A 19,809-nucleotide genomic window follows, 5' to 3' on the forward strand; every position below is an offset into this window, starting at 1 on the left:
TAGGTCGGCCGCGCCAAGGGAGGTGCGTGTCGCGTTTGTGTTTTCCCCCGGTCCAACTCCAGCTTCTCCACAACGGTTACGATGTGTTTCCATAAGTGTTGTGGGGCGCATGTATGTTCGCATAACAGGGTTGAAAGCTGGAGAACATGGGTTAAAAGGACACTAATATAGCTGGCTTCGATGTGAAGAGGGGTCGATCCGACGGGGTCGCGAAAAGAAGTTCCGATTGCTTTTTCGCGTGTTAGATGCAATCAGCAGGGTAACTCACAGCAGTTTAGAGCGTTCGATAAAATATGACAGTTGAAATTATAGGGCGTGCATGTCTCGCCCCCGGGGCCAATTCGCCGCAGGCGTTGTTTCGAATTTTGCGCCAGGGGACATGCACCGTCACACGCATACCTTCGGACCGTTGGGATCTTGCTCGCTTTTGGCATCCGGTCATTGGCAACCAGGGCAAGACCTATTCCTTTGCGGCCGGCGTGCTCGACAGCATCTATGATTTCGACCCGGCTGCCTTCGGCATGTCGCAGCGCGAGGCCATGTATATGGACCCGCAGCAGCGCGTCCTGTTGCAACTCGCCTGGCGCGCGCTGGAAGATGCCAATATCGCGATTCCGTCGCTGCATGGCGAGAATGTCGGCGTCTATATCGGCGCCTCCAGCCTCGACCATGCCAACCTGACTGTCGAGGATCCGGCCGCAGCCGGACCTTATTTCATGACCGGAAACACGCTTTCGATCGTTTCCAATCGCATTTCCCATATCTTCGGTCTCAGCGGCCCGAGCATGACGATCGATACCGCCTGCTCCTCGTCGCTGGTCGCGCTCGACCAGGCGATGCGGGCGCTGAATGCCGGTGAAATCGATACGGCGATCGTTGGCGGCGTCAATATTCTGGCGCACCCGCTTCCGTTCGTCGGCTTTGCCCAGGCGCGCATGCTGTCGCCCGAGGGCCTTTGCCGCGCCTATGACAATGATGGCGCCGGCTATGTGCGTGCTGAAGGCGGCGTCGTCTTCATCCTGCGCCGCTCGGACAGGGCTCGTCACGAAAAGGACCGCAGCTACGCGAAGATCGTCGCCACCGGCGTGAATTCCGCCGGCCGCACCAACGGCATTTCGCTACCATCTCGCGAAGCCCAGGCCAACCTGCTGCGTTCGATCTACGAGGGCAACAATATCGATGCCAATCAGGTCGCCTTCGTCGAAGGCCATGGCACCGGCACCAAGGTGGGCGATCCCTCCGAAGTCTGGTCGATCGGCACTGTGGTCGGCGCCAATCGCCGTGCGCCGGTTCCGATCGGCTCGATCAAGTCGAATATCGGCCATACCGAGCCCGCCTCCGGCCTTTTTGGCATGCTCAAGGCCGTCATGGCGCTTGAGAACAACTATCTGCCCGCCTCGCTGCATTTCGATACGCCGAACGACAATATCGACTTCGATGGACTGAACGTTCGCGTCACTGCGAACCCGATCGAACTGCTCCGCGGCAAGCGCGCCCGTCTCGCCGGCATCAATTCCTTCGGCTTCGGCGGTGCCAATGCCCATGTCGTCATCAGCGACCCGGATCCGGTTCAGGACGAGCGCAACCGCAACAACGCCACCGGCCATGTGTTCATGGCGAGCGCCCATACCGTCAACAGCTTGGAAGAACTGCTGAAGTCGTACAAATCGACCTTCGCCAAGGCTTCGCAGGAGGAAGTGCGCTCCATCGTGGCTGCGTCCGGCGCCAACCGCACCCAGATGCGCTACCGTTTTGCCGCGCGCAGCGATCATCCGGAAGACATTGTCCGCGCCATCGCCAGCCATCTCGAAAAGCCTGCGTCCGACATCGGCGAAACCGGCGAAGCAGTGACGAAGGATGCGAAGGTTGCCTTCGTTTTCTCAGGCAACGGTTCGCAATGGGCAGGCATGGGTGTGGAGGCATTCCGCGAGAACCTGCACTTCCGCCAGTGTTTCACCTCCGTCAGCGCATTGTTCAAGTTCCACTCGGATATCGTGCTGATCGACCTGCTCACCGATCCGGATCTGGACAAGAAACTTGCTGACACCAAGGTTGCCCAGCCACTGCTGTTTGCCGTTCAGGCGGCTCTGTCCGATTCGCTGGTCGCCATGGGCATCAAGCCGACGGCTGTTTTCGGCCATTCGGTCGGCGAAATCGCCGCGGCCTATGCGGCCGGCGCCCTTTCGCTCGTCGATGCGGTTGCGATCGTTGCCAAGCGTTCGCTGCACCAGGACCTGCTTGCCGGTCAGGGAACGATGGCCGCGGCAATGCTCAGCAAAGAGGCTGCAAACGCCTTTGCCAAGGCGCGCGGCCTCGAGCAGGTTTGTGTTGCCGCGGTCAATGCCCATAACTCTGTGACGATCTCCGGCCCGGCGCACGAAGTCTCTGCCTTCCGCGACGCGGCGCGCAAAGCCAAGATTCCGGTCCAGATTCTCGACATCAACTATCCGTTCCACCACCCGATCATTGATCAGGCGAAGAAGGCGTTCCTCTCCGACATTCCGGACATCGCGCCGCGCAAATCGGAACTCGCCTATCTCTCCACCGTCACCGGCGACCGGCTGGATGGCACGCAGCTCGACCCCGATTACTGGTGGAAAAACGTCCGCGAACCGGTCCGTTTCCAGGCAGCAACGGAAGCTGCCATCGAACTCGGCTGCAGCCTGTTCATCGAAATCTCACCCCGCCCGATCCTGTCGTCCTATCTGAAGGAAACGGTGAAGCAGTCCTCCGCCGCGGGCATGGTCGTGCCGACACTGCTGCGCGACGCCGGCGAAACGGGTCGGGACCCGATCTCGCGTGCCATGGCACGTGCCATCGCTCACGGTGCCGCCTTTGATGAAACCCGCCTGTTCGGCAAGCGCAACGCCTTCGTCCGTCTGCCGAACCTGCCGTTCGAGCTGACAGAACTGCGTCCGGCAACAACCAGCGATTCAACGGATCTGTTCGGCCGTGGCTCCAAGACCCCTTACACTTTGGCTGGCTGGCGCGCCGATCCGAACAGCGGCAGCTGGAAGAACCATATCGATGCGCATCTGTTTCCGGATCTTGCGGAACACGTCGTCGATGGCAAGGCCATCCTGCCAGGCAGCGGCTTCATCGAAATCGCCGTGTCCGCCGCGCAGCAGTATTACGGCACGCCGGACGTCGACATCACCAATCTGGAAATTGTCCGGCCGCTGGAGCTTGCCGACAACCGGATGATGGAACTATCGACCATCCTCTCGCCCGAGACCGGGGATATCGAGATCCGTTCGCGCGAGCGGCTGTCTGAGGACGATTGGGCCGTGCACGCCGTGGCGCGCAGCCGCAAGCCCATTCCTGCGGATGAGCCCGCCTCCGGAAACCTGTTCGCCGGCCTTGAGAAAACGGCAACCGTAACGCCTGCCAAGGCCTATGAAACCGCCCGCCAGTTCGGCCTCGACTACGGTCCGCGGTTCCAGCTGATGGCGCGTGCCGTCTCCTATGGCGACCGGCTCATCGATGTCGAATTGAAAGATCCGAAGGAAGCAGGGCACCCCTTCGTTTCCTACAGCCTAAACCCGATCTCCGTCGATGCGACCTTCCATGGCCTGGTTGCACTCTTCGACCGCTTTACCGGCGAGACCGGCGGTGCGCCCTATATCCCGGTGCGTTTCGGGTCGGTGCGCGTCACCAATTCGGGTCTGACCGTCAAACGGGCGCTGGTCGAGATCGAGCGCATCAGCGCCAATTCGATCAAGGCGAAGTTCCGCTTCTTCGGCAAGGGCGGCGAAATCATCGCCGCTTTCGACGATTGCCGTTTCCGCAGGACCTATCTGCGGCAGCACAAGACGCTGGACATGCTGTCCTTCCACTACGAGGCAGTGCCTTCAGGCCGCGCCGCTCCGCTGGCAGCAGCCCCGCGAAAGGCCCTGCCTCTCCCATTGATCACTGCCACCGATGATACCGGCATCGACAACACGACCTTGCTCTTCAACGCGGCGATCTATCGCGCCTGCCACGAAATCGCGCTCAAGCTCGGCAAGGGAACCGGCCAGATCGACACACGGTCGCTGCCCGGCGATTTCGCCTTCCGGTGCTTCCTGGCCAACTGTCTCTATGTTCTGGAAGATGCAGGCCTGTGCAAGCATAAGGGCGGCAGCTGGAATATCGCGCCTGAGTTCTCGCTGCCCCCGGTCGGCGACATCCTGAAGGAACTTTACAGCGAACGCTCGGAACGCGCTGTCGAAGCCGTTTTGATCAACAATGCCTATGCCGAAGCGCTGGACCGCATCGACAGCCTGTTTGCCTCCGAAATATCGGGCGACGAGGCTGACCTCGCCGCCAAGCCGCAGGGTTTCGTCAGCGATGCGACGCTCGACCATCAGACGGTTCATTCCGAATCCACCCGTCGAAGAATGGATCTGGTCCTGTCCGCAGTCGAAAAGGCGCTCGCGGGCGCCAAGACGGATCTACGGATCGTCGAGGCAGGTACCGTATCTGCCGGCTTCACTCGCCGGCTCGCCACGCTGGTTGCCAAGTACAACGCCTCGCTGATTGTGATTGAACCGCGCGAAAATGCACAGCGAAATCTCGAAATCGCGTTTGAGGAAGACGCGCATGTGCGTGTCCTGAAGAAGGATGCTTTCGCGACTCTTCCGCCTTTCGATCTCGTCGTCAGCGCCTCCGATACGATTTTCACTCTGGTCGATGAAGACGTCGCGATCCGCAATGCAATGCGTGCCTGCCTGCAGGAAAATGGCGCGCTCGTCGCTGCGACCAATGCGCCGACGGTATTCAGCGACTTTGCTTTCGGACTGATCGAGGGCTGGTTCGCGCGCAGCCAGGCGATCGAATTCCCGATCGGCAAGCTGCCGACAGTGACGCAATGGCAGAAATGCCTGAGCGATCTCGGACTGCGCAACATCTCGATCGAAGACCACGAATTGTCGCATGGCAATATCATTGTGGTCGAAGCACAGGGCGGCCAGTTCACCGATGCCGCGCCGGTGGCGGAGGTATCAGCCACGGAGGCTGTGAACCCCGTGCTCGTCCTCCACGAAGGCAGTGTTTCAAGCCTTCACAGCGTCCTGCCCACGGGTAAGGATGCGATCGAGGCGCCCCTCGTCCCGGTTCAACTGACGGGCGATCTCGATGCCGACAAGGATAAAATCGCGGAAGCAATCGAAGGGCTCTACGAGAAGCCGGTGCGCGCAGTCTACCTGTCGTCGGCGACCGCCGGTGACCGGACCCAGGATTCCGCCGTGCTGCAAAACCGCGTGCTGTCGTTGAGCGCTTTTGCCGAGGCGCTGCGCCAGTATTATTCCAATACCGAACCCGCCGCCGGACATCGCCCGCGTCTGGTGATCGTTGCTCCCGGCGGTTCGCCGGTCACTGCGGCTTCGCGCAGCAAGGATGCACCCGGCTCAAGCATCAACAGCGGTCTGTGGGCATTCACCCGCGTGCTGCAGAACGAATATGATTTCCTCGATATCCATACGCTCGATTTCACCGGCGCCAAGGCAACCGCCGGCAATCAGCTTGCCGCGGCAATCGCGATGCTGGCCGACGAAAGCGCAAACCGCGAATGGCTGCTGGACGGAACGACCGGAAATCTTTCGGAAATCCGCGCTGTTCCCGGGCCGGTCGATCAGACCTTGCGCCGGACGAGCGCCTTCAAGGCGGCGACCATCCGCCAGCGTGTCAGCTCGCAGGTCGGCAGCATCGCCTGGGAAGAGTGCGATATCCCACGGGCCGGCCCTGACGATGTCGTTGTTGAAGTTGCCGCCACGGGCCTGAATTTCCGTGATGTCATGTGGGCCATGGGCCTTCTGCCGGAAGAGGCACTCGAAGACGGTTTTGCCGGCGCGACCATCGGCATGGAATTGTCTGGCCACGTCGTGGCAATCGGCAGCGGTGTCACGGACCTCTCGGTCGGCGACGCCGTGATGGCGATCGCGCCTGCGGCCTTCTCCACCCATGCCGTCGTTTCGCGGTCGGGGGTTGCAAAGCTGCCGGAAACCGTCAGCCCCGTAGCCGCCGCAACCGTGCCGGTCGCGTTCCTCACCGCCTATTACGCGATGATGGAGCTAGGCCGCATCCGCGCCGGAGAGACCATTCTCATCCACGGCGCTGCCGGCGGCGTGGGTCTGGCCGCATTGCAGGTGGCAAAGCTTGCCGGCGCCAAGGTGATCGCAACGGCTGGAACGCGCGAGAAGCGCCGCTTCCTGAAGATGCTCGGCGCTGATCATGTCTTCGATTCCCGCTCGCTCGCCTTTGTCAACGACATTCGCGGCGTGACCGGCGGCGAGGGTGTGGACCTCGTGCTGAACTCACTGTTTTCCGAAGCGATGGAACAGAGCCTGTCGCTGGTGAAGCCATTCGGCCGGTTCCTCGAGCTCGGCAAGCGCGACTATTACGCTGACAGCAAGATCGGCCTGCGGCCGTTCCGACGCAACATCAGCTATTTCGGTATCGACGCCGACCAGTTGCTGGTCAATGCGCCGGACCTGACGAAGCGCATCTTCACCGAGATCGGCGCGCTGTTCGAGGAGGGCAAGCTCGTGCCCCTGCCCTACCGCGCCTTCGGCTTCGACGAGATCGGCAATGCCTTCCGTCTGATGCAGAATGCCGGCCATATCGGCAAGATCGTTGTCTTGCCGCCTGTCGCCGGACGCGATGACGTTGCCAACCGGCCGGCTCGCCGCATGTCGGTCGATGGCCACGGCGTTCATCTGGTCGTCGGTGGTATCGGCGGTTTCGGCCTTGCGGCCGCAAACTGGCTGGTGAACAAGGGCGCACGCAACATCGCGCTTGCCACACGCCGCGGTGTCGCAGATATCGAAACCCTGGAGACCATCAAGCGCTGGGAGAACAAGGGCGTTTCAACGACCGTACACGCCTGTGACGTCACCGACGAGGTGGCTGCAGACAAGCTGCTCAAGGCGCTCCGGCAGATCGGCCCGCTGAAGAGCATCGTTCACGCGGCCATGGTGCTGGACGATGCGCTGATCAATAACCTCAACCGCGAACGCAACCGCCCGGTCATCGACGTGAAGGCCAAGGGCGCCGCCGTGCTCGACAAGCTGACACGCTCGGACACGCTTGAACATTTCATCATGTTCTCCTCGGCAACGACGCTGGTCGGCAATCCCGGTCAGGCCAACTACGTGGCCGCCAACGGCTATCTCGAAGGCCTTGCTCGCGCGCGCCGGATTGAAGGTCTGCCGGGTCTGGCGATCGGCTTCGGTGCGATCGCCGACAAGGGCTATCTGGCTCAGAACACCGACGTCAACGATCTCTTGTCCAAGCGCATCGGCAAGACGGCGCTGAAGGCGCAGGCCGCACTCGATCAAGTCGAGAACTACATCCGCTCCGATCCGGGCACGGTCGACGCAGCTGTGGCCATGATCTCGGAGCTCGATTGGGCAGCGGCTCGCAACCTGCCGGTTGTTCGCAACACCCTGTTCGAGGTCATCCTGCGGACCGCCGACCAGCATTCCGCTGGCAGCGACGGCCAAACGATGGACCTCGTCGCAATGATCGAAGGCAAATCGCCGCAGGAAGCCGAAGACATCCTTTATGATCTGGTGGCGGGCGAAATCGCTGCCATCCTCCGCGTCTCGAAGGATACGATCTCGCGCGCCAAGGTCCTCAAGGAAATTGGCCTCGACAGTCTGATGGCCGTGGAACTCGGAATCAGCTTCCAGCAGAATACCGGCTTCGACATGCCGCTGAGCGGTGTTGCCGACAATACGACCGTCGGCGATGTCGCCCGCAAGCTCTATGACAAGGTGAGCAAGCGCGATCACGGCAGCGAAGACGACAACGAGCCAGCCGACAACAAGATCGTTAACGATCTCGCCCAACGTCACACCAGCACCGGCACCGGCACTGGCACGGAGAAGGCAGCGAGCCAATGAGCAAGAACGAGGAACATCACAGCGTTTCGAAGATGAACAGCAGCCTGAAGGAAAATCTGCTGGACCGGATGCGCAACACGCATCAGTCTTCGGAAAAAAACCGCATGGCCCGCTCCGAGCGCGACGTTCCTCCGCCAGTCAGGCGCAAGCAAACCAAATTCGAGGACCTGCCGGAATACAAGCAGGTCCTGACGCAGCAGGTTGCGAGCGAACAGCTCGGCATCGACAACCCCTTCTACCGGGCCCATCAGACGGCGGCGGGAGCGACGACGGTGATCGACGGCCGCAAGCTGATCAACTTCGCGTCCTACGATTATCTCGGCCTCAACCGGCACCCGCATGTGCTCGCTCAGGCTCGCGATACCATCAACACCTTCGGCATCTCCGCTTCGGCGAGCCGCCTCGTGGCCGGCGAGCGCCCGGTCCATGCTGAGCTCGAAGAGCGTATCGCCGCCTTTTACGGCGTCGAAGCATCGGTCTGCTTCGTCAGCGGCTATCTCACCAATGTCGCGGCGATCAGCTGCCTAATGGGGCCGAAGGACCTCGTGGTCCACGACGAGTTCATCCACAACAGCGCGCTTGCCGGCATCAAGCTGTCGGGCGCCACGCGGCGCCTGTTCAAACACAATGATGCCGGTGACCTCGAGCATGTGCTGCGCACGGTTGCCGGTGACTATCGCCACATTCTGGTGATTGTTGAAGGCGTCTATTCGATGGACGGCGACGTCGCCAATCTGCCGGCGATCATCAAGCTGAAGGCGGAATACGGTTTCTGGCTAATGGTCGACGAAGCCCATTCGCTCGGCATTCTCGGGCGCCGCGGCCGGGGCACGTTCGAACATTACGGCATCGACGCGCGCGAGGTCGATATCTGGATGGGCACGTTGTCCAAGACGACATCGAGCTGCGGCGGCTATATCGCTGGCAGCGGCGCCCTTGCCGCCGTCCTCAAGGCAACAGCCGGCGGCTTCGTCTATAGCGTCGGCCTTGCGCCGGTGCTGACCGCCTCCGCGATCGCCAGCCTCGACATTCTGGAGACGGAACCGGAGCGCGCTGCCGCATTGAAGCGCAACGGCGCACTCTTCCTCAAACTCGCCCAGGAAGCCGGCCTCGACACAGGCTTGAGCGGCGGCTTTTCGGTGGTTCCGGTCCTGGTTGGCGATTCGCTGCGCGCGGTGCAATTGTCCAACGATCTCCTCGCCGCCGGCGTCAACGCACTGCCGATCATTCACCCGGCCGTACCGGAAGGCATGGCGCGCTTGCGGTTCTTCATCACCAGCGAGCACACCGAGGAGCAGATCCGCCAGACGGTGGCGCTGACGGCTGAGAAGCTGAAGGACCTCACCGAACGGAATTTCGGCCTCGCGTCGATCGATATCCAACAGATGATGAAGATGCTCGCCTCCCGCTAAGCCTGACGGCTCCGAACAGGCACGCGAACCTCAATGAACCGGGCCGATCTTGCAGCATGACTCATGTGATCATTACAGGCGGCTCAAGCGGGATCGGTCTGGCACTCGCCCGGATCTACGCGTCCAGGGGAGCGCGCATATCACTTCTAGCGCGAACACTGCCTACCCTTGAGGCGGCTCACTCGGAACTCACCAAGAGCGGCAACGCTGACGCAATCCGCATCGAAAGTGCAGATGTCGCCGACGAAGGCCAGACGGCGGCGGCAATCAGCCGGTGCGAGGAAGCCTTCGGCCCGTGCGATATCCTCATCACCTGCGCGGGCATCGTCGAACCGGGCCTGTTCGAGGTGGTCTCGCCGGATGCATTCGAACGCCAGCTCCAGACCAATCTGTTCGGCAGCATCCATGCGGTGCGAGTGGTCTATGCCGGCATGAAGCAGCGTCGCGCCGGCAGGGTCATGCTGGTCTCCTCCGGCGCCGGCCTGATCGGCATCTACGGCTATACCGCCTATTCCGCATCGAAATTCGCCCTGCATGGCTTTGCCGAGGCTCTTCGCTCGGAAGCCAGGCCGCATGGGGTGAAAATCTCCGTCTGTTTCCCACCGGATACCGAAACGCCGCAGTTCACGCGCGAATTGGAGCACCGTCCGCCTGAGGCGGCCGTGATCATGGGGCGCGTCGCACCATGGTCGTCTGATGCAGTGGCGGGTCGCATCGCTCGCGCTATCGACAGGGGCGATTTCGAGGTGTTCTTTGGCTGGACGCTCTGGGCTCTCGGCCGCTTCGGCTCGACGGTGAAGCCCTTCCTCAATTGGTGGTTCGACCGCGCTATCCTGCGCATCAGCCGCAGCCGGTGAACAGGGAGAAGTCTGCTTGTATATGCCGGAAATAGGATTTAAGTGTCGCTCTGTCGCGGCGGTGCAAGACAGGCCGGCGGCGAATTATAGATCGTGAAGGTACCCGTTTGGCGCTGACGTCGTTCCACATGCATGACTATCCGCTGACGCTGACCGTTTTCTGCTACGCCCTGGCCTGCGCTGTCATCTTCTTCACCGACAGATTTGCCCTGCGCAAACGCGAGCGCAGGAAAAACCGGCCGCCCTTCGGCCGCAGGCGCGCGGCAATGGATATCCTCGCGCGGCTTCCGATCATTGCCCTGGTCTTTGCAGGGTTTTTCGCGATTTCCTGGCGCCCGCTTTATGCAGGCGCCGGCGCCATGAGCTTCTTCGTCATATTCACAGGCATATCGCGCGCGAAGTACCAATTCATTCGCGAGCCCCTGGTGTTTTCCGACATCGCGCTGGTCGCCGATGTCTTCAAGTACAAGTCGATCTTCTACGCAAACTCGCTGAACATCGTCTTCTGGACGGTTGCCTTCCTCTATGTGTTCGGCGTCTCGACGCTGTACATGTATTTCGAGCCGAGCGTCCTGCCGCAGAGCAGCAAGCTCTTCTGGATCATCGTCATGATCCTTGCTGCCGATCTGCCCTGGCTCCTCCTGTTCTACGGCCCGGTCAACAGGCCGGTCGCGGACTTCGTCCAGCACCTCGTCGGCAAGCCGAACGTCAAGGTCAGCACCGTCCGCTTCGGCACCTTCGCTTCGGTGGTGTTTCATTTCATCATCTGGCTCGGCCGCCGGCGCGAAAAGATCATTGCTGACCTTTCCGAACTCTTCTTTGCGGCCGTCCAGGACCTGATCGGCCATGACGCCGACAACAAGGCACCGCTCATCGTCGTCTGGCAGTCGGAATCCTTCATCGACATGCGGCATTGCGGCGTCGATAACGTCAAGTTGCCGACGATCGACCGCCTGCAGAAGCTCGCTGTGCAATGGGGCCGCCTCGCGACCGTTTTCGAAGGTGGGTATACGCTGCGAACGGAGTTCGCGGTCCTCAGCGGGCTCGTGCCCGACGATCTCCACATCGATGCCAGCTACCCGTATCTGCGGGCGAGCCACTATACGAATGTCGTCTGGCCAACGAAACTGAAGAACGCCGGCTGGGGCACGCATTTCATGCATCCCTATGACCGGACATTCTTCCTTCGCCACAAGGCGATGCCGCAACTCGGCTTCGAGAAGATGACCATGCTCGATGATTTCGACCATGATCCGGTGCGGGACGGCCCCTATGTCTCGGACGCGGCGCTGACACGCAAAGTCATCAAAGATGTCGAAAAACAGGCAGACGCCAAGGGCGGCTTCCTCTTCGTTGCATCGATGGCCAATCATGGACCGTGGGAGCCAAATCGTGTCGCGGAGAAGACCGATCCCGTCGACATCTACCTTGAGATCCTGCAGCAGTCGGACAAGGCGCTCGGCGAATTGGTGGATCACCTGCACAAGCTCGACCGGCCGGTATGGCTGCTCTTCTACGGCGACCATGCACCGCTGCTCAAATCTTTCGCCGATCCCTTTCCCGATCCCCGCACGGACTATTTCATCGTGCCCCTGGCTTCCGCCCGCAAGCCTCACCACGCCCCGACCTATCCGCGCAACGAAGCGCCTTGGAAGCTGCTGGAGGCATTGCTCAGGCATGCCAACCTGCATAAAGATGAGTTGCAGTAGTGTCGGCGTCTTGTGTTGAAAGTCGCTGACGATGGTTTCGCAACAGTCATCGACGCGTGTCTTCCTCTTCCTGCAAGGGCCATCATCGCCGATCTTCGCGAAGATCGCGGCGCGGCTGGAAGCACAGGGGCATCGCTGCTTCCGCATCAACCTCAATCCCGGCGACCAGATCTTTTGGCGGCGCAAGGGCGCCTACAACTACCGGGGCCGCGGCGGCGAAGCCTGGCGTGCCTATGCTGGTTCGTTCATGGACCGCCACGCAGTCACGGACCTCGTCCTGCTGGGCGAGGAGCGCGCCTACCATCAGCTTGCGATCGCGGCGGCAAAGGATCGCAACATAGCGGTTTGCGTCATCGAGATGGGCTACCTGCGCCCTGACTGGCTGACACTTGAACGCGGTGGCATGTCATCCAACTCGCATTTCCCAGCCGATCCACAGCAGATCGTCGATGCAGCTCGAGCACTGCCCGAACCGGATTGGAAACGACACTATACGCAGAGCTTCCTTGCCGAAGCGACCTATGACCTTCTCTACAATCTGCCGAACGTTTTCCTGTGGTTCCTCTTCCCGCATTATCGTCGCCACGCCCTCTTCCATCCGCTTGCAGAATATGCCGGCTGGGTGATGCGTCTGGCGGGCAGCGGCCGGAGGGACAGGGCGGCAAGCCAGCTTGTCGACCGTTTCCTCGAAGGCGGGAAGCCCTTTTTTGTTTACCCGCTGCAGCTGCAAACCGATTTTCAGTTGCGCGCGCATTCGCCCTACAACGATCAGCGCGAGGCCATCAGCCAGATCCTAACGTCCTTTGCGCGCCATGCAGGGCGCAATACGCAACTCATCGTCAAGATACATCCGCTCGACAACGGCCTCATCAACTGGCGAAAGCATGTGGCCGATTTGGCGGCCAAGCTCAATGTCAGCGAGCGCGTTCACGTCCTCGACGGCGGCAATCTGAATGCGCTGCTGGAAAGAGCCCTGGGCACGGTTACGGTCAACTCCACCGTCGGGCTGCATGCCATACAACTCGGCAAACCTGTGAAGGTGTTGGGCGCTGCCGTATTCGATATTGCCGGGCTTAGCGACCAGGCGCCGCTCGAGCAGTTCTGGAGCGCTCCCAGGCCGCCCGAAGCCCGCCTGCGGACAGCGTTTTTTCGCCTGCTTGCGGCAACGATCCAGGTGCGCGGAAATTTCTATTCAGGCGACGGCACCGATGCTGGCGCTACCGCGATTGCCGAGCGGCTGCACAACCGGTCAGTCAACGAGCCCGGCGCTTTTGTCGATCCACCACCGAGAAAAAAGCCGGAGAAGATTACTCTTCGTCGTCGCTAACCGGCTCGACAAACTCGAATATCGCGCCTTCAGACGGATCGCAGAGCCCAGCCGGTCGTCAGTCGAAGGGGTACAAAATTCGCCCGACCAATCTGAATTTTGGATTTGAAAGCTCGCGAAAGAACAGGATCGGATCGTCCCGATAGTTCTGAACATCGCGGCTGTGGCCGATCCTGGCGATTACCGGTGACACGAGCGGTGTTATCAGATGACGCCAGCCAAGAATACCGTAAGGCCCCCAAGCCCGCCACCGTGGGCCGGAAGAGCGCGGCTCTTCAGGAGCCTCCCCAGTGGAAAAATAGCGCAGAATCCCATCGACCGTTTCCTCAAAGGAGACCTCCCTGCCCGTATTGGGGTCGAAGTAGCGCGGATAGAGAAGATAGGCGCCAGCAAACAATGCCTCGATCGAAAGGGGCCGTCCGCGGCGCGGATTAGGCTGGCGATCATCCGTCAGCCCCCACCCCGCGTAAAATGGGCACCCATAGGCGGTCACCTTTATCCCCCGCAACAGTGCCTCGAAGCCCGCGAGCGAGGTGATCGTATAGACATGGTCGATTGTTTCGAAGGCCTGCGCCATGCCCAAGGGTTGGGTAAGGATGTCACAGAGATGCTGCACGTCTTCCGGATTCGACTGCGCGAGACGAACACGATTCAGGATGTCTGGATGCGGCTTGTAGATAATCTGGGCGCCGGGATTTTCCTGCGCTGCGAGACGGACAAGGTCGTTATTGGTCACCGGCGGCAGGCAGCCGAACTGGATGGAGGCATCGTCCTCGACCTGGCCGATCACCAGCACCCGCTTGCCGGACTTTGGACCATAAAGGTTCTCGATGTCCGTTTTCGTCCCGCTATTGTACTTGCTGACGCCCGTTTCCAGGAGAAAACGAATGCCCGCCGCTGCGCGCCGCAGAAGGTCGGGAGATCTGTCGAAGTCGTAGGTGACGAGCAACCGCTCCAGATCAGACGGCGTCCGGCAGTCGAAATAGGCTGTTCCCGTGTCGAGAGCCAGAGACAAGGGCGGCGTCCGGCTGGCATTGGCCTCAACTGAACGAATGAAGCCGTCCTCGATGAAAAACACTGGGATGCCGTGTTCTTCCGCAAAGGTCCGCAATCCGTCCGGCGCTCGCAGGCTCCAGACGAATATCTGCGGACTGTCCGCCTGCAGGATCCGCGCTGCCCACTCCTTCTGGAATTCGTTCTCCCGCGCGTACATGGGAACGAAGGTGAAGCTGCGATTCGGGAAATAGCGCTGGAAAACGGCCTGCTTCCAGCCATGGATGTGGAAGGCAAATGTGGGAATTGCACCGCCCGGAGCAATCGATGCCTCCGGCAGATGACCATTTGCCCGGCCGCTCGGACCAGGAGGGAAGGATTGGTGCCGTTCAGACAAGGATATATGCTCGCAAAGCCGGCTTCCCCATTCCACATGCCAAGAGCCGCGCGCCATCAAATCGCGTTGCCGTTTCCCGAAACAACTTGAGGCCGCGCTACTGTTCCGCTTGCGCCGTCGCGCGTTGCTTAAGCAACGCCGGCGCGAAGCAGGTCGTGAATGTTCAATATGCCACACGGGACCCCAAGGTCATCGATCAAAAACAGGACCGTGACTTTCTGCGCCTGCATGAATTCCATCGCCGCGCTGGCCAGAACGCCGCCCTGGATGACGCGCGGATTGTGCGACATGACCGCATCGACCGTTTCGAGCAGTAGATCGCGCGACATGTGGCGGCGCAAATCTCCGTCTGTGATGACGCCGACCAGTTTTCCAGCCTCGTCGGTGATCCCGACGACGCCAAACCCCTTGGACGACATCTGGATGACAGCGTCGCCCATGGGACTGCCCAGCGGCAAGAGGGGGATCGCCTCACCCGCGTGCGCAAGCTCCTGCACCAGAAGCAGTTGCGAGCCCAGTTTGCCGCCCGGATGAAACGTCTTGAAGTCCTGGGCTGAAAAGCCACGGCGCTCGAGGAGCGCGATTGCCAGCGCATCGCCGACGGCGAGTTGCAGCATCGCCGATGTCGTCGGCGCCAGCCCGTGCGGGCAGGCTTCCTGCACCTTCGGCAGGGTGATCGCGACGCTGGAATTGCGCGCCAGCAGGCTCTCGCAGTTGGATGTCACCGAAACAATTGGAACGTTGAACCGCTTGGCATAGGTCAGCATGTTTCCAAGCTCGACGGTTTCGCCCGACCAGGAAAGGAGAATGAGCAGGTCTTCCGACGTGATCATGCCGAGATCACCGTGGCTTGCCTCCGTCGGATGCACGAAATAGGCCGAGGTTCCGGTAGAAGCCATGGTCGCGGCAATCTTGCGGCCGATATGCCCGCTTTTCCCGACCCCGGAAACGACGACGCGGCCGTTGCGGCGGGCGATCAATTCAACGGCATCAACGAGACTGCGCGAAAGGCTCTGGTCGGCAGTGAAACGGGCGGCAAGCGCATTGATACCATCGACGGCTGTGGCAATGGAACGTCCGATCGATTCGGCGACAGCGCGCTCCTTCGGGGTATTCACGTCAACCTGCCTGAGACCCATCATTAACGCTCCAAGACTAAAAAGGAAGCATCCGGTTATATCGAGCGCGCTCTCAGATCAAATCAAATTGGCCAAATGAGGCCTTTTTCCCGCAATTTCGGCAAAATAGAGCGGAAAACGAAGAATACTGCCTTTCAGCCTCAGCTTGCACGCTTCGCGATGAGTTCATCTTCCGGGAGAATCGGCTGACCCGGGTTGCTGACAAAATCTTCCAGTGTCATCGTGTCGAGAATATCGGCGACGGCGTCGCGGACCGTCGTCATCGATCGGCGGACCTCGCAGGTATCCGGATCGTTACAGTCGTCGCAGACTTCATAGGCCGTGCGGCTGGCACAGCGGATCGGCGCCAGCGGGCCGTCCAGCGTGCGCACGACCTGACCGATGCGGATTTCCGACGCCGGACGCGACAGGGAGTAACCGCCGCCCGGCCCCTTCTTTGAGCGCAGAATACCAGCGTTCCTGAGTTCCAGAAGAATCGTGTCGAGAAACTTCTTCGGAATATTGTTGCGGCTTGCAATTTCGGTAATGAAGGAGGTCTCGCCCGGATCGAGCCGGGCCAGATCGACCAGAGCCTTCAATCCGTATTTTCCCTTTTTCGTCAGCATCGCAGTTCGCTCTGTTCACAAACAGGCACTGAAAACGGCGCCTGTCTGCTGATTGCCATCACATAACCCGGCATATCACATGAGAAGCCGTGCCAATATACCGATTTAGTGAAAAGATGGCCAAACTGCGGTTTTCGCGCAGTTTTATCAGTTACGCGACAGCATAAGTGCTCGATAAGCCAGGAGACTGCGACGCGGGCTGACGACCCCTCTGCGAAGCCATCAGATTACGCACCGCCGCCCTCGCCTCGTCGGCCGAGCGGAAGTGCCGCGAATCCAGATCCCAGACATGGTACTTCACCGCGACGAACTTCAACCGTCCCGCATCCGGAACCACGACACCCACGGCTTCTCCGCCGAATTCTATAACCTGCTTGTTCATGGAATAACGCTCCTTCCGCGCCGAGCGCGGTATTCAAAATCGTGCACAAATTCAAAGAAGGACTGCTTGGATTCACATTCGCCAGAGAGGGCAAATGCAGAGGTCTTTCATTGCGCGACAATAGGAACGCGTGCCTTGGAAGGCGGCGATGTGGTCATTGGCAAACATGGCTCTCTCCTTCGGCTAGGACCCGGATGGCGTGTTTTCCGGGCAAGTTACAGACGCCCGCTGCGGTTCGGCCGTCAGCGGATGATCACAAGGTAGAATAGACCACCAATTTAGTCAATTAAAATTGGTGACTTATGGAAAATAATACTCTTCCGTTCGCCATTCCTGTCAAACGCAGCAGATCATGTTCGAAAACTGCGACATCGAAGAATGAAAATCTAACTTCGGAGCATTTCTCCCGTCCATTCGTGGAGACTATGTAGGCCATCGATGGGACAAAAAAAGGGCAGCCGAGGCCGCCCTTTCGATTTTTCCATATTAAGAGCGATCAATTCTTCGCGGTCTCGATCGCCGGGGCGCGGCTCGCTTCGCGATCCTTCCACCAGCGGCTGAGGAACAGCAGGATCGGGCCACCGATATAGATCGACGAGGTCGTGGCGACGATCACGCCAAAAATCATCGGCCAGGCGAAGCTCTTGACCGCGTCGCCGCCCCAGATCGCCATCGGCACCAGTGACAGCGCCGTCGCCATCGAGGTGAAGATGCATCGCGCTATCACCTGGTTGATCGACATGTCGATCAGGTCGGCGAACGGCATCGACTTGTATTTGCGCAGGTTTTCACGCATGCGGTCGTAGACCACCACCTTGTCGTTCACCGAATAACCGATCATCGTCAGAAGGGCGGCGATGGCCGTCAGGTTGAAGTCGACGCCGGTCAACGCGAAGAAGCCGATCGTCTTGGTGATGTCGAGCAAGAGCACCGCGATGGCGCCGACGGCAAAGTGCCATTCGAACCGCCACCAGATGTAGAGCAGGATCGCCAGCATCGCGAGCGCGACGGCGAGGAAGCCCGAGCGGGCCAGTTCCGCTGAGATCGTCGGGCCGACGACTTCGGTGCGCTCGAAGCTTGCATCCGGCACGACCTTTTCGACCGTATCCTTGATCTTGTTGAGAGCAACCGTCTGCTCCTGCTCGCCGCCCGGCTGACGCTGGACGCGGATCAGGACCGATTGTCCCTGGCCGAATTCCTGCAGGGCCACTTCGCCGATATTGAGCCCTTCGAGTTCGTGGCGCAGGGTTGCCAGTTCCAGCTTGTTCTTCGACGTGGTTTCCACCTGGATACCGCCGGAGAAGTCGATGCCGTAGTTGAGGCCCGGCGTGAAGAACAGGACGACCGAGCTGACCGACAGGAAGGCCGACATGCCGATGGCGACGTAGCGGCCCTTCATGAAGGAAATCTTCGGCAGATGCGGCACGCCGCCGAACAGCGACGGGATCTCGAGTTTCTTCATCTTCCGGCGCACGACGACTTCACGCATCAAGAGGCGGACGACGGTCACCGACGTAAACATTGAGATGACGATGCCGAGCATCATGGTGACGGCAAAGCCGCGAACCGGGCCGGTGCCGAACATGAAGAGCAGGATGGTACCCGAAAGCGTCGTGACGTTACTGTCGATGATGGTCGCATAGGCCTTGTTGAAGCCGATATCGAGCGCCTTCATCGCCCCTGCTCCACCTTCCGTTTCCTCTCGGATACGGGCGTTGATCAGGATGTTGGCGTCGACTGCCATACCGATACCAAGGATGATACCGGCGATACCGGGCAGCGTCAGCGTCGAACCGAGCATGCCGAGCACGCCGATCGTCAGAATGGTGTGGAGCAGCAGACCGACATTGGCGATCATGCCCCAGGCGCCGTAGAGGACGACAATGAGCGAGACGACGAGGGCGAAACCGGCGAGACCGGTATAGATGCCCATGCGGATCGAATCCGAGCCGAGGTTCGGGCCGACGGAGCGTTCTTCGATGATGGTGAGCGGTGCCGGCAGAGCGCCGGAGCGCAAGAGAGCCGAGAGAACAGTTGCTTCCTGGGCGGTGAAGTTACCGCTGATCTGGCCCTGGCCGCCCGGGATCGGTTCGTTGATGCGCGGCGCCGTCAGGACCTTGCCATCAAGCACGATCGCGAAAGGCAGGCCGACATTGTCGCGAGTGATTTCGGCGAACTGCCGCGCACCCTGACTGTCAAAGGTAAAGGAAACGATCGGTTCGTTGGTCTGCTGGTTGAAACCGGCCTTGGCGTCGGCGAGACGTTCGCCGGAAATTGCCACACGGCTTTCCACCGCATATTTGGCGCCGTCATTGGCGCCCGGCAGGATGTCGACGCCGCGCGGCGGCGTCGTCGTGTTCGGATCGACCGAGGTGTCGACCATGTGGAAACTCATCTGCGCGGTCGAGCCCAGGAGCTGGCGCAGCCGGGTCGGATCCTGCAGGCCCGGCAACTGGACGAGGATACGGTCCGAGCCGACGCGCTGGATCAGCGGTTCGGCAACGCCGACCTGGTCGACGCGGCGGCGGATGATCTCGAGGCTCTGCTCGACGGCTGCCGTCATGCGGTCGCTAAGGCCCGCTTCCGTCAGCTTCACCGTGATCGTGTCATCGGCCGTCGTCACCTCGATATCCGAACTGGACGAGCCGAAGCCGAGTGTACCGACCGGAGCAGCCAGTTCCTGGATCTTCGGCAGAACCTTTTCGCGGTCTGCCTGGTCAGCGATCTTGACGGCGACGACGTCACCGGCGATGCGGGCCGAAGAGGTCGGCACACGCTCGGCGCGAAGCGCGCCGCGGATATCGTCGAGCAGCGTGTTCAGCCGTGCCTTGCGCAGGCCGGCCGCATCGACTTCGAGAACCAGATGCGAGCCGCCCTTGAGGTCAAGACCGAGCGTAACCGGTTTGACCGGCAGGAGGGCGACATATTGCTGCTGCACAGCCACCGGCAAAACGTTTGGAAGCGCCGCGAGGATCCCGAAGAGGATAATCGCGACATAGGCCAGGATGGCCCATTTCGAAGTGCGCATATTGAGTTTCCATTATAGCCCGTGTCCCTCCGGCAAGGCCCGGGACAACAGGGGTGATGCATAAAAAGAAAGACGCG

Annotated in this window: 10 protein-coding genes; 5 read left to right on the forward strand and 5 right to left on the reverse strand. The window is 60.6% G+C overall.

Going from position 1 to position 19,809, the window contains the following annotated elements:
* Positions 1–293 precede the first annotated feature (293 nt).
* From ACSQ3F_RS03160 to ACSQ3F_RS03180, 5 genes are all read left to right on the forward strand, one after another.
* A complete protein-coding gene (locus tag ACSQ3F_RS03160; RefSeq protein WP_436098884.1) occupies positions 294–7,883 on the forward strand; it encodes an SDR family NAD(P)-dependent oxidoreductase in 7,590 nt (2,529 codons plus the stop codon).
* Positions 7,880–9,295 (forward strand): aminotransferase class I/II-fold pyridoxal phosphate-dependent enzyme, encoded by a 1,416-nt coding sequence (locus ACSQ3F_RS03165; protein WP_436098885.1) that lies wholly within the window; start codon positions 7,880–7,882, stop codon positions 9,293–9,295. Before ACSQ3F_RS03160 ends, ACSQ3F_RS03165 begins: the two co-directional genes overlap by 4 nt.
* A 56-nt stretch (positions 9,296–9,351) precedes the next feature.
* Positions 9,352–10,152: an SDR family oxidoreductase gene (locus ACSQ3F_RS03170; protein WP_436098886.1), complete on the forward strand. Its 801-nt coding sequence runs from the start codon at positions 9,352–9,354 to the stop codon at positions 10,150–10,152.
* Between the two features lie 128 nt (positions 10,153–10,280).
* On the forward strand, positions 10,281–11,861 hold the full coding sequence (locus ACSQ3F_RS03175; protein ID WP_436102020.1) for a sulfatase-like hydrolase/transferase: 1,581 nt from the start codon (positions 10,281–10,283) through the stop codon (positions 11,859–11,861).
* 31 nt (positions 11,862–11,892) lie between these two features.
* On the forward strand, positions 11,893–13,188 hold the full coding sequence (locus ACSQ3F_RS03180) for a capsule biosynthesis protein (RefSeq protein WP_436098887.1): 1,296 nt from the start codon (positions 11,893–11,895) through the stop codon (positions 13,186–13,188).
* A 58-nt stretch (positions 13,189–13,246) separates the two neighbouring features.
* On the opposite strand, the gene ACSQ3F_RS03185 is transcribed toward ACSQ3F_RS03180, so the two are convergent.
* The 5 genes from ACSQ3F_RS03185 to secD form a co-directional block, all read right to left on the reverse strand.
* Positions 13,247–14,488, reverse strand: coding sequence for a capsular polysaccharide export protein, LipB/KpsS family (locus ACSQ3F_RS03185; RefSeq protein WP_436102021.1), 1,242 nt, complete (start codon positions 14,486–14,488; stop codon positions 13,247–13,249).
* A gap of 218 nt (positions 14,489–14,706) precedes the next feature.
* Positions 14,707–15,720, reverse strand: a complete 1,014-nt coding sequence (locus ACSQ3F_RS03190; protein ID WP_436098888.1) for a KpsF/GutQ family sugar-phosphate isomerase — start codon at positions 15,718–15,720, stop codon at positions 14,707–14,709.
* 137 nt (positions 15,721–15,857) lie between these two features.
* Positions 15,858–16,322 (reverse strand): RrF2 family transcriptional regulator, encoded by a 465-nt coding sequence (locus ACSQ3F_RS03195; RefSeq protein ID WP_436098889.1) that lies wholly within the window; start codon positions 16,320–16,322, stop codon positions 15,858–15,860.
* 151 nt (positions 16,323–16,473) lie between these two features.
* Positions 16,474–16,704 carry a hypothetical protein gene (locus ACSQ3F_RS03200; RefSeq protein WP_436098890.1) on the reverse strand — a complete coding sequence of 77 codons (231 nt, stop codon included), beginning with the start codon at positions 16,702–16,704 and terminating at the stop codon, positions 16,474–16,476.
* Positions 16,705–17,200: 496 nt separating this feature from the next.
* Positions 17,201–19,732 (reverse strand): protein translocase subunit SecD, encoded by a 2,532-nt coding sequence (secD, locus tag ACSQ3F_RS03205; RefSeq protein WP_436098891.1) that lies wholly within the window; start codon positions 19,730–19,732, stop codon positions 17,201–17,203.
* Positions 19,733–19,809: the final 77 nt, after the last annotated feature.

Source organism: Pararhizobium sp. LjRoot238, assembly GCF_964252955.1.
Taxonomy (GTDB): domain Bacteria; phylum Pseudomonadota; class Alphaproteobacteria; order Rhizobiales; family Rhizobiaceae; genus Pararhizobium.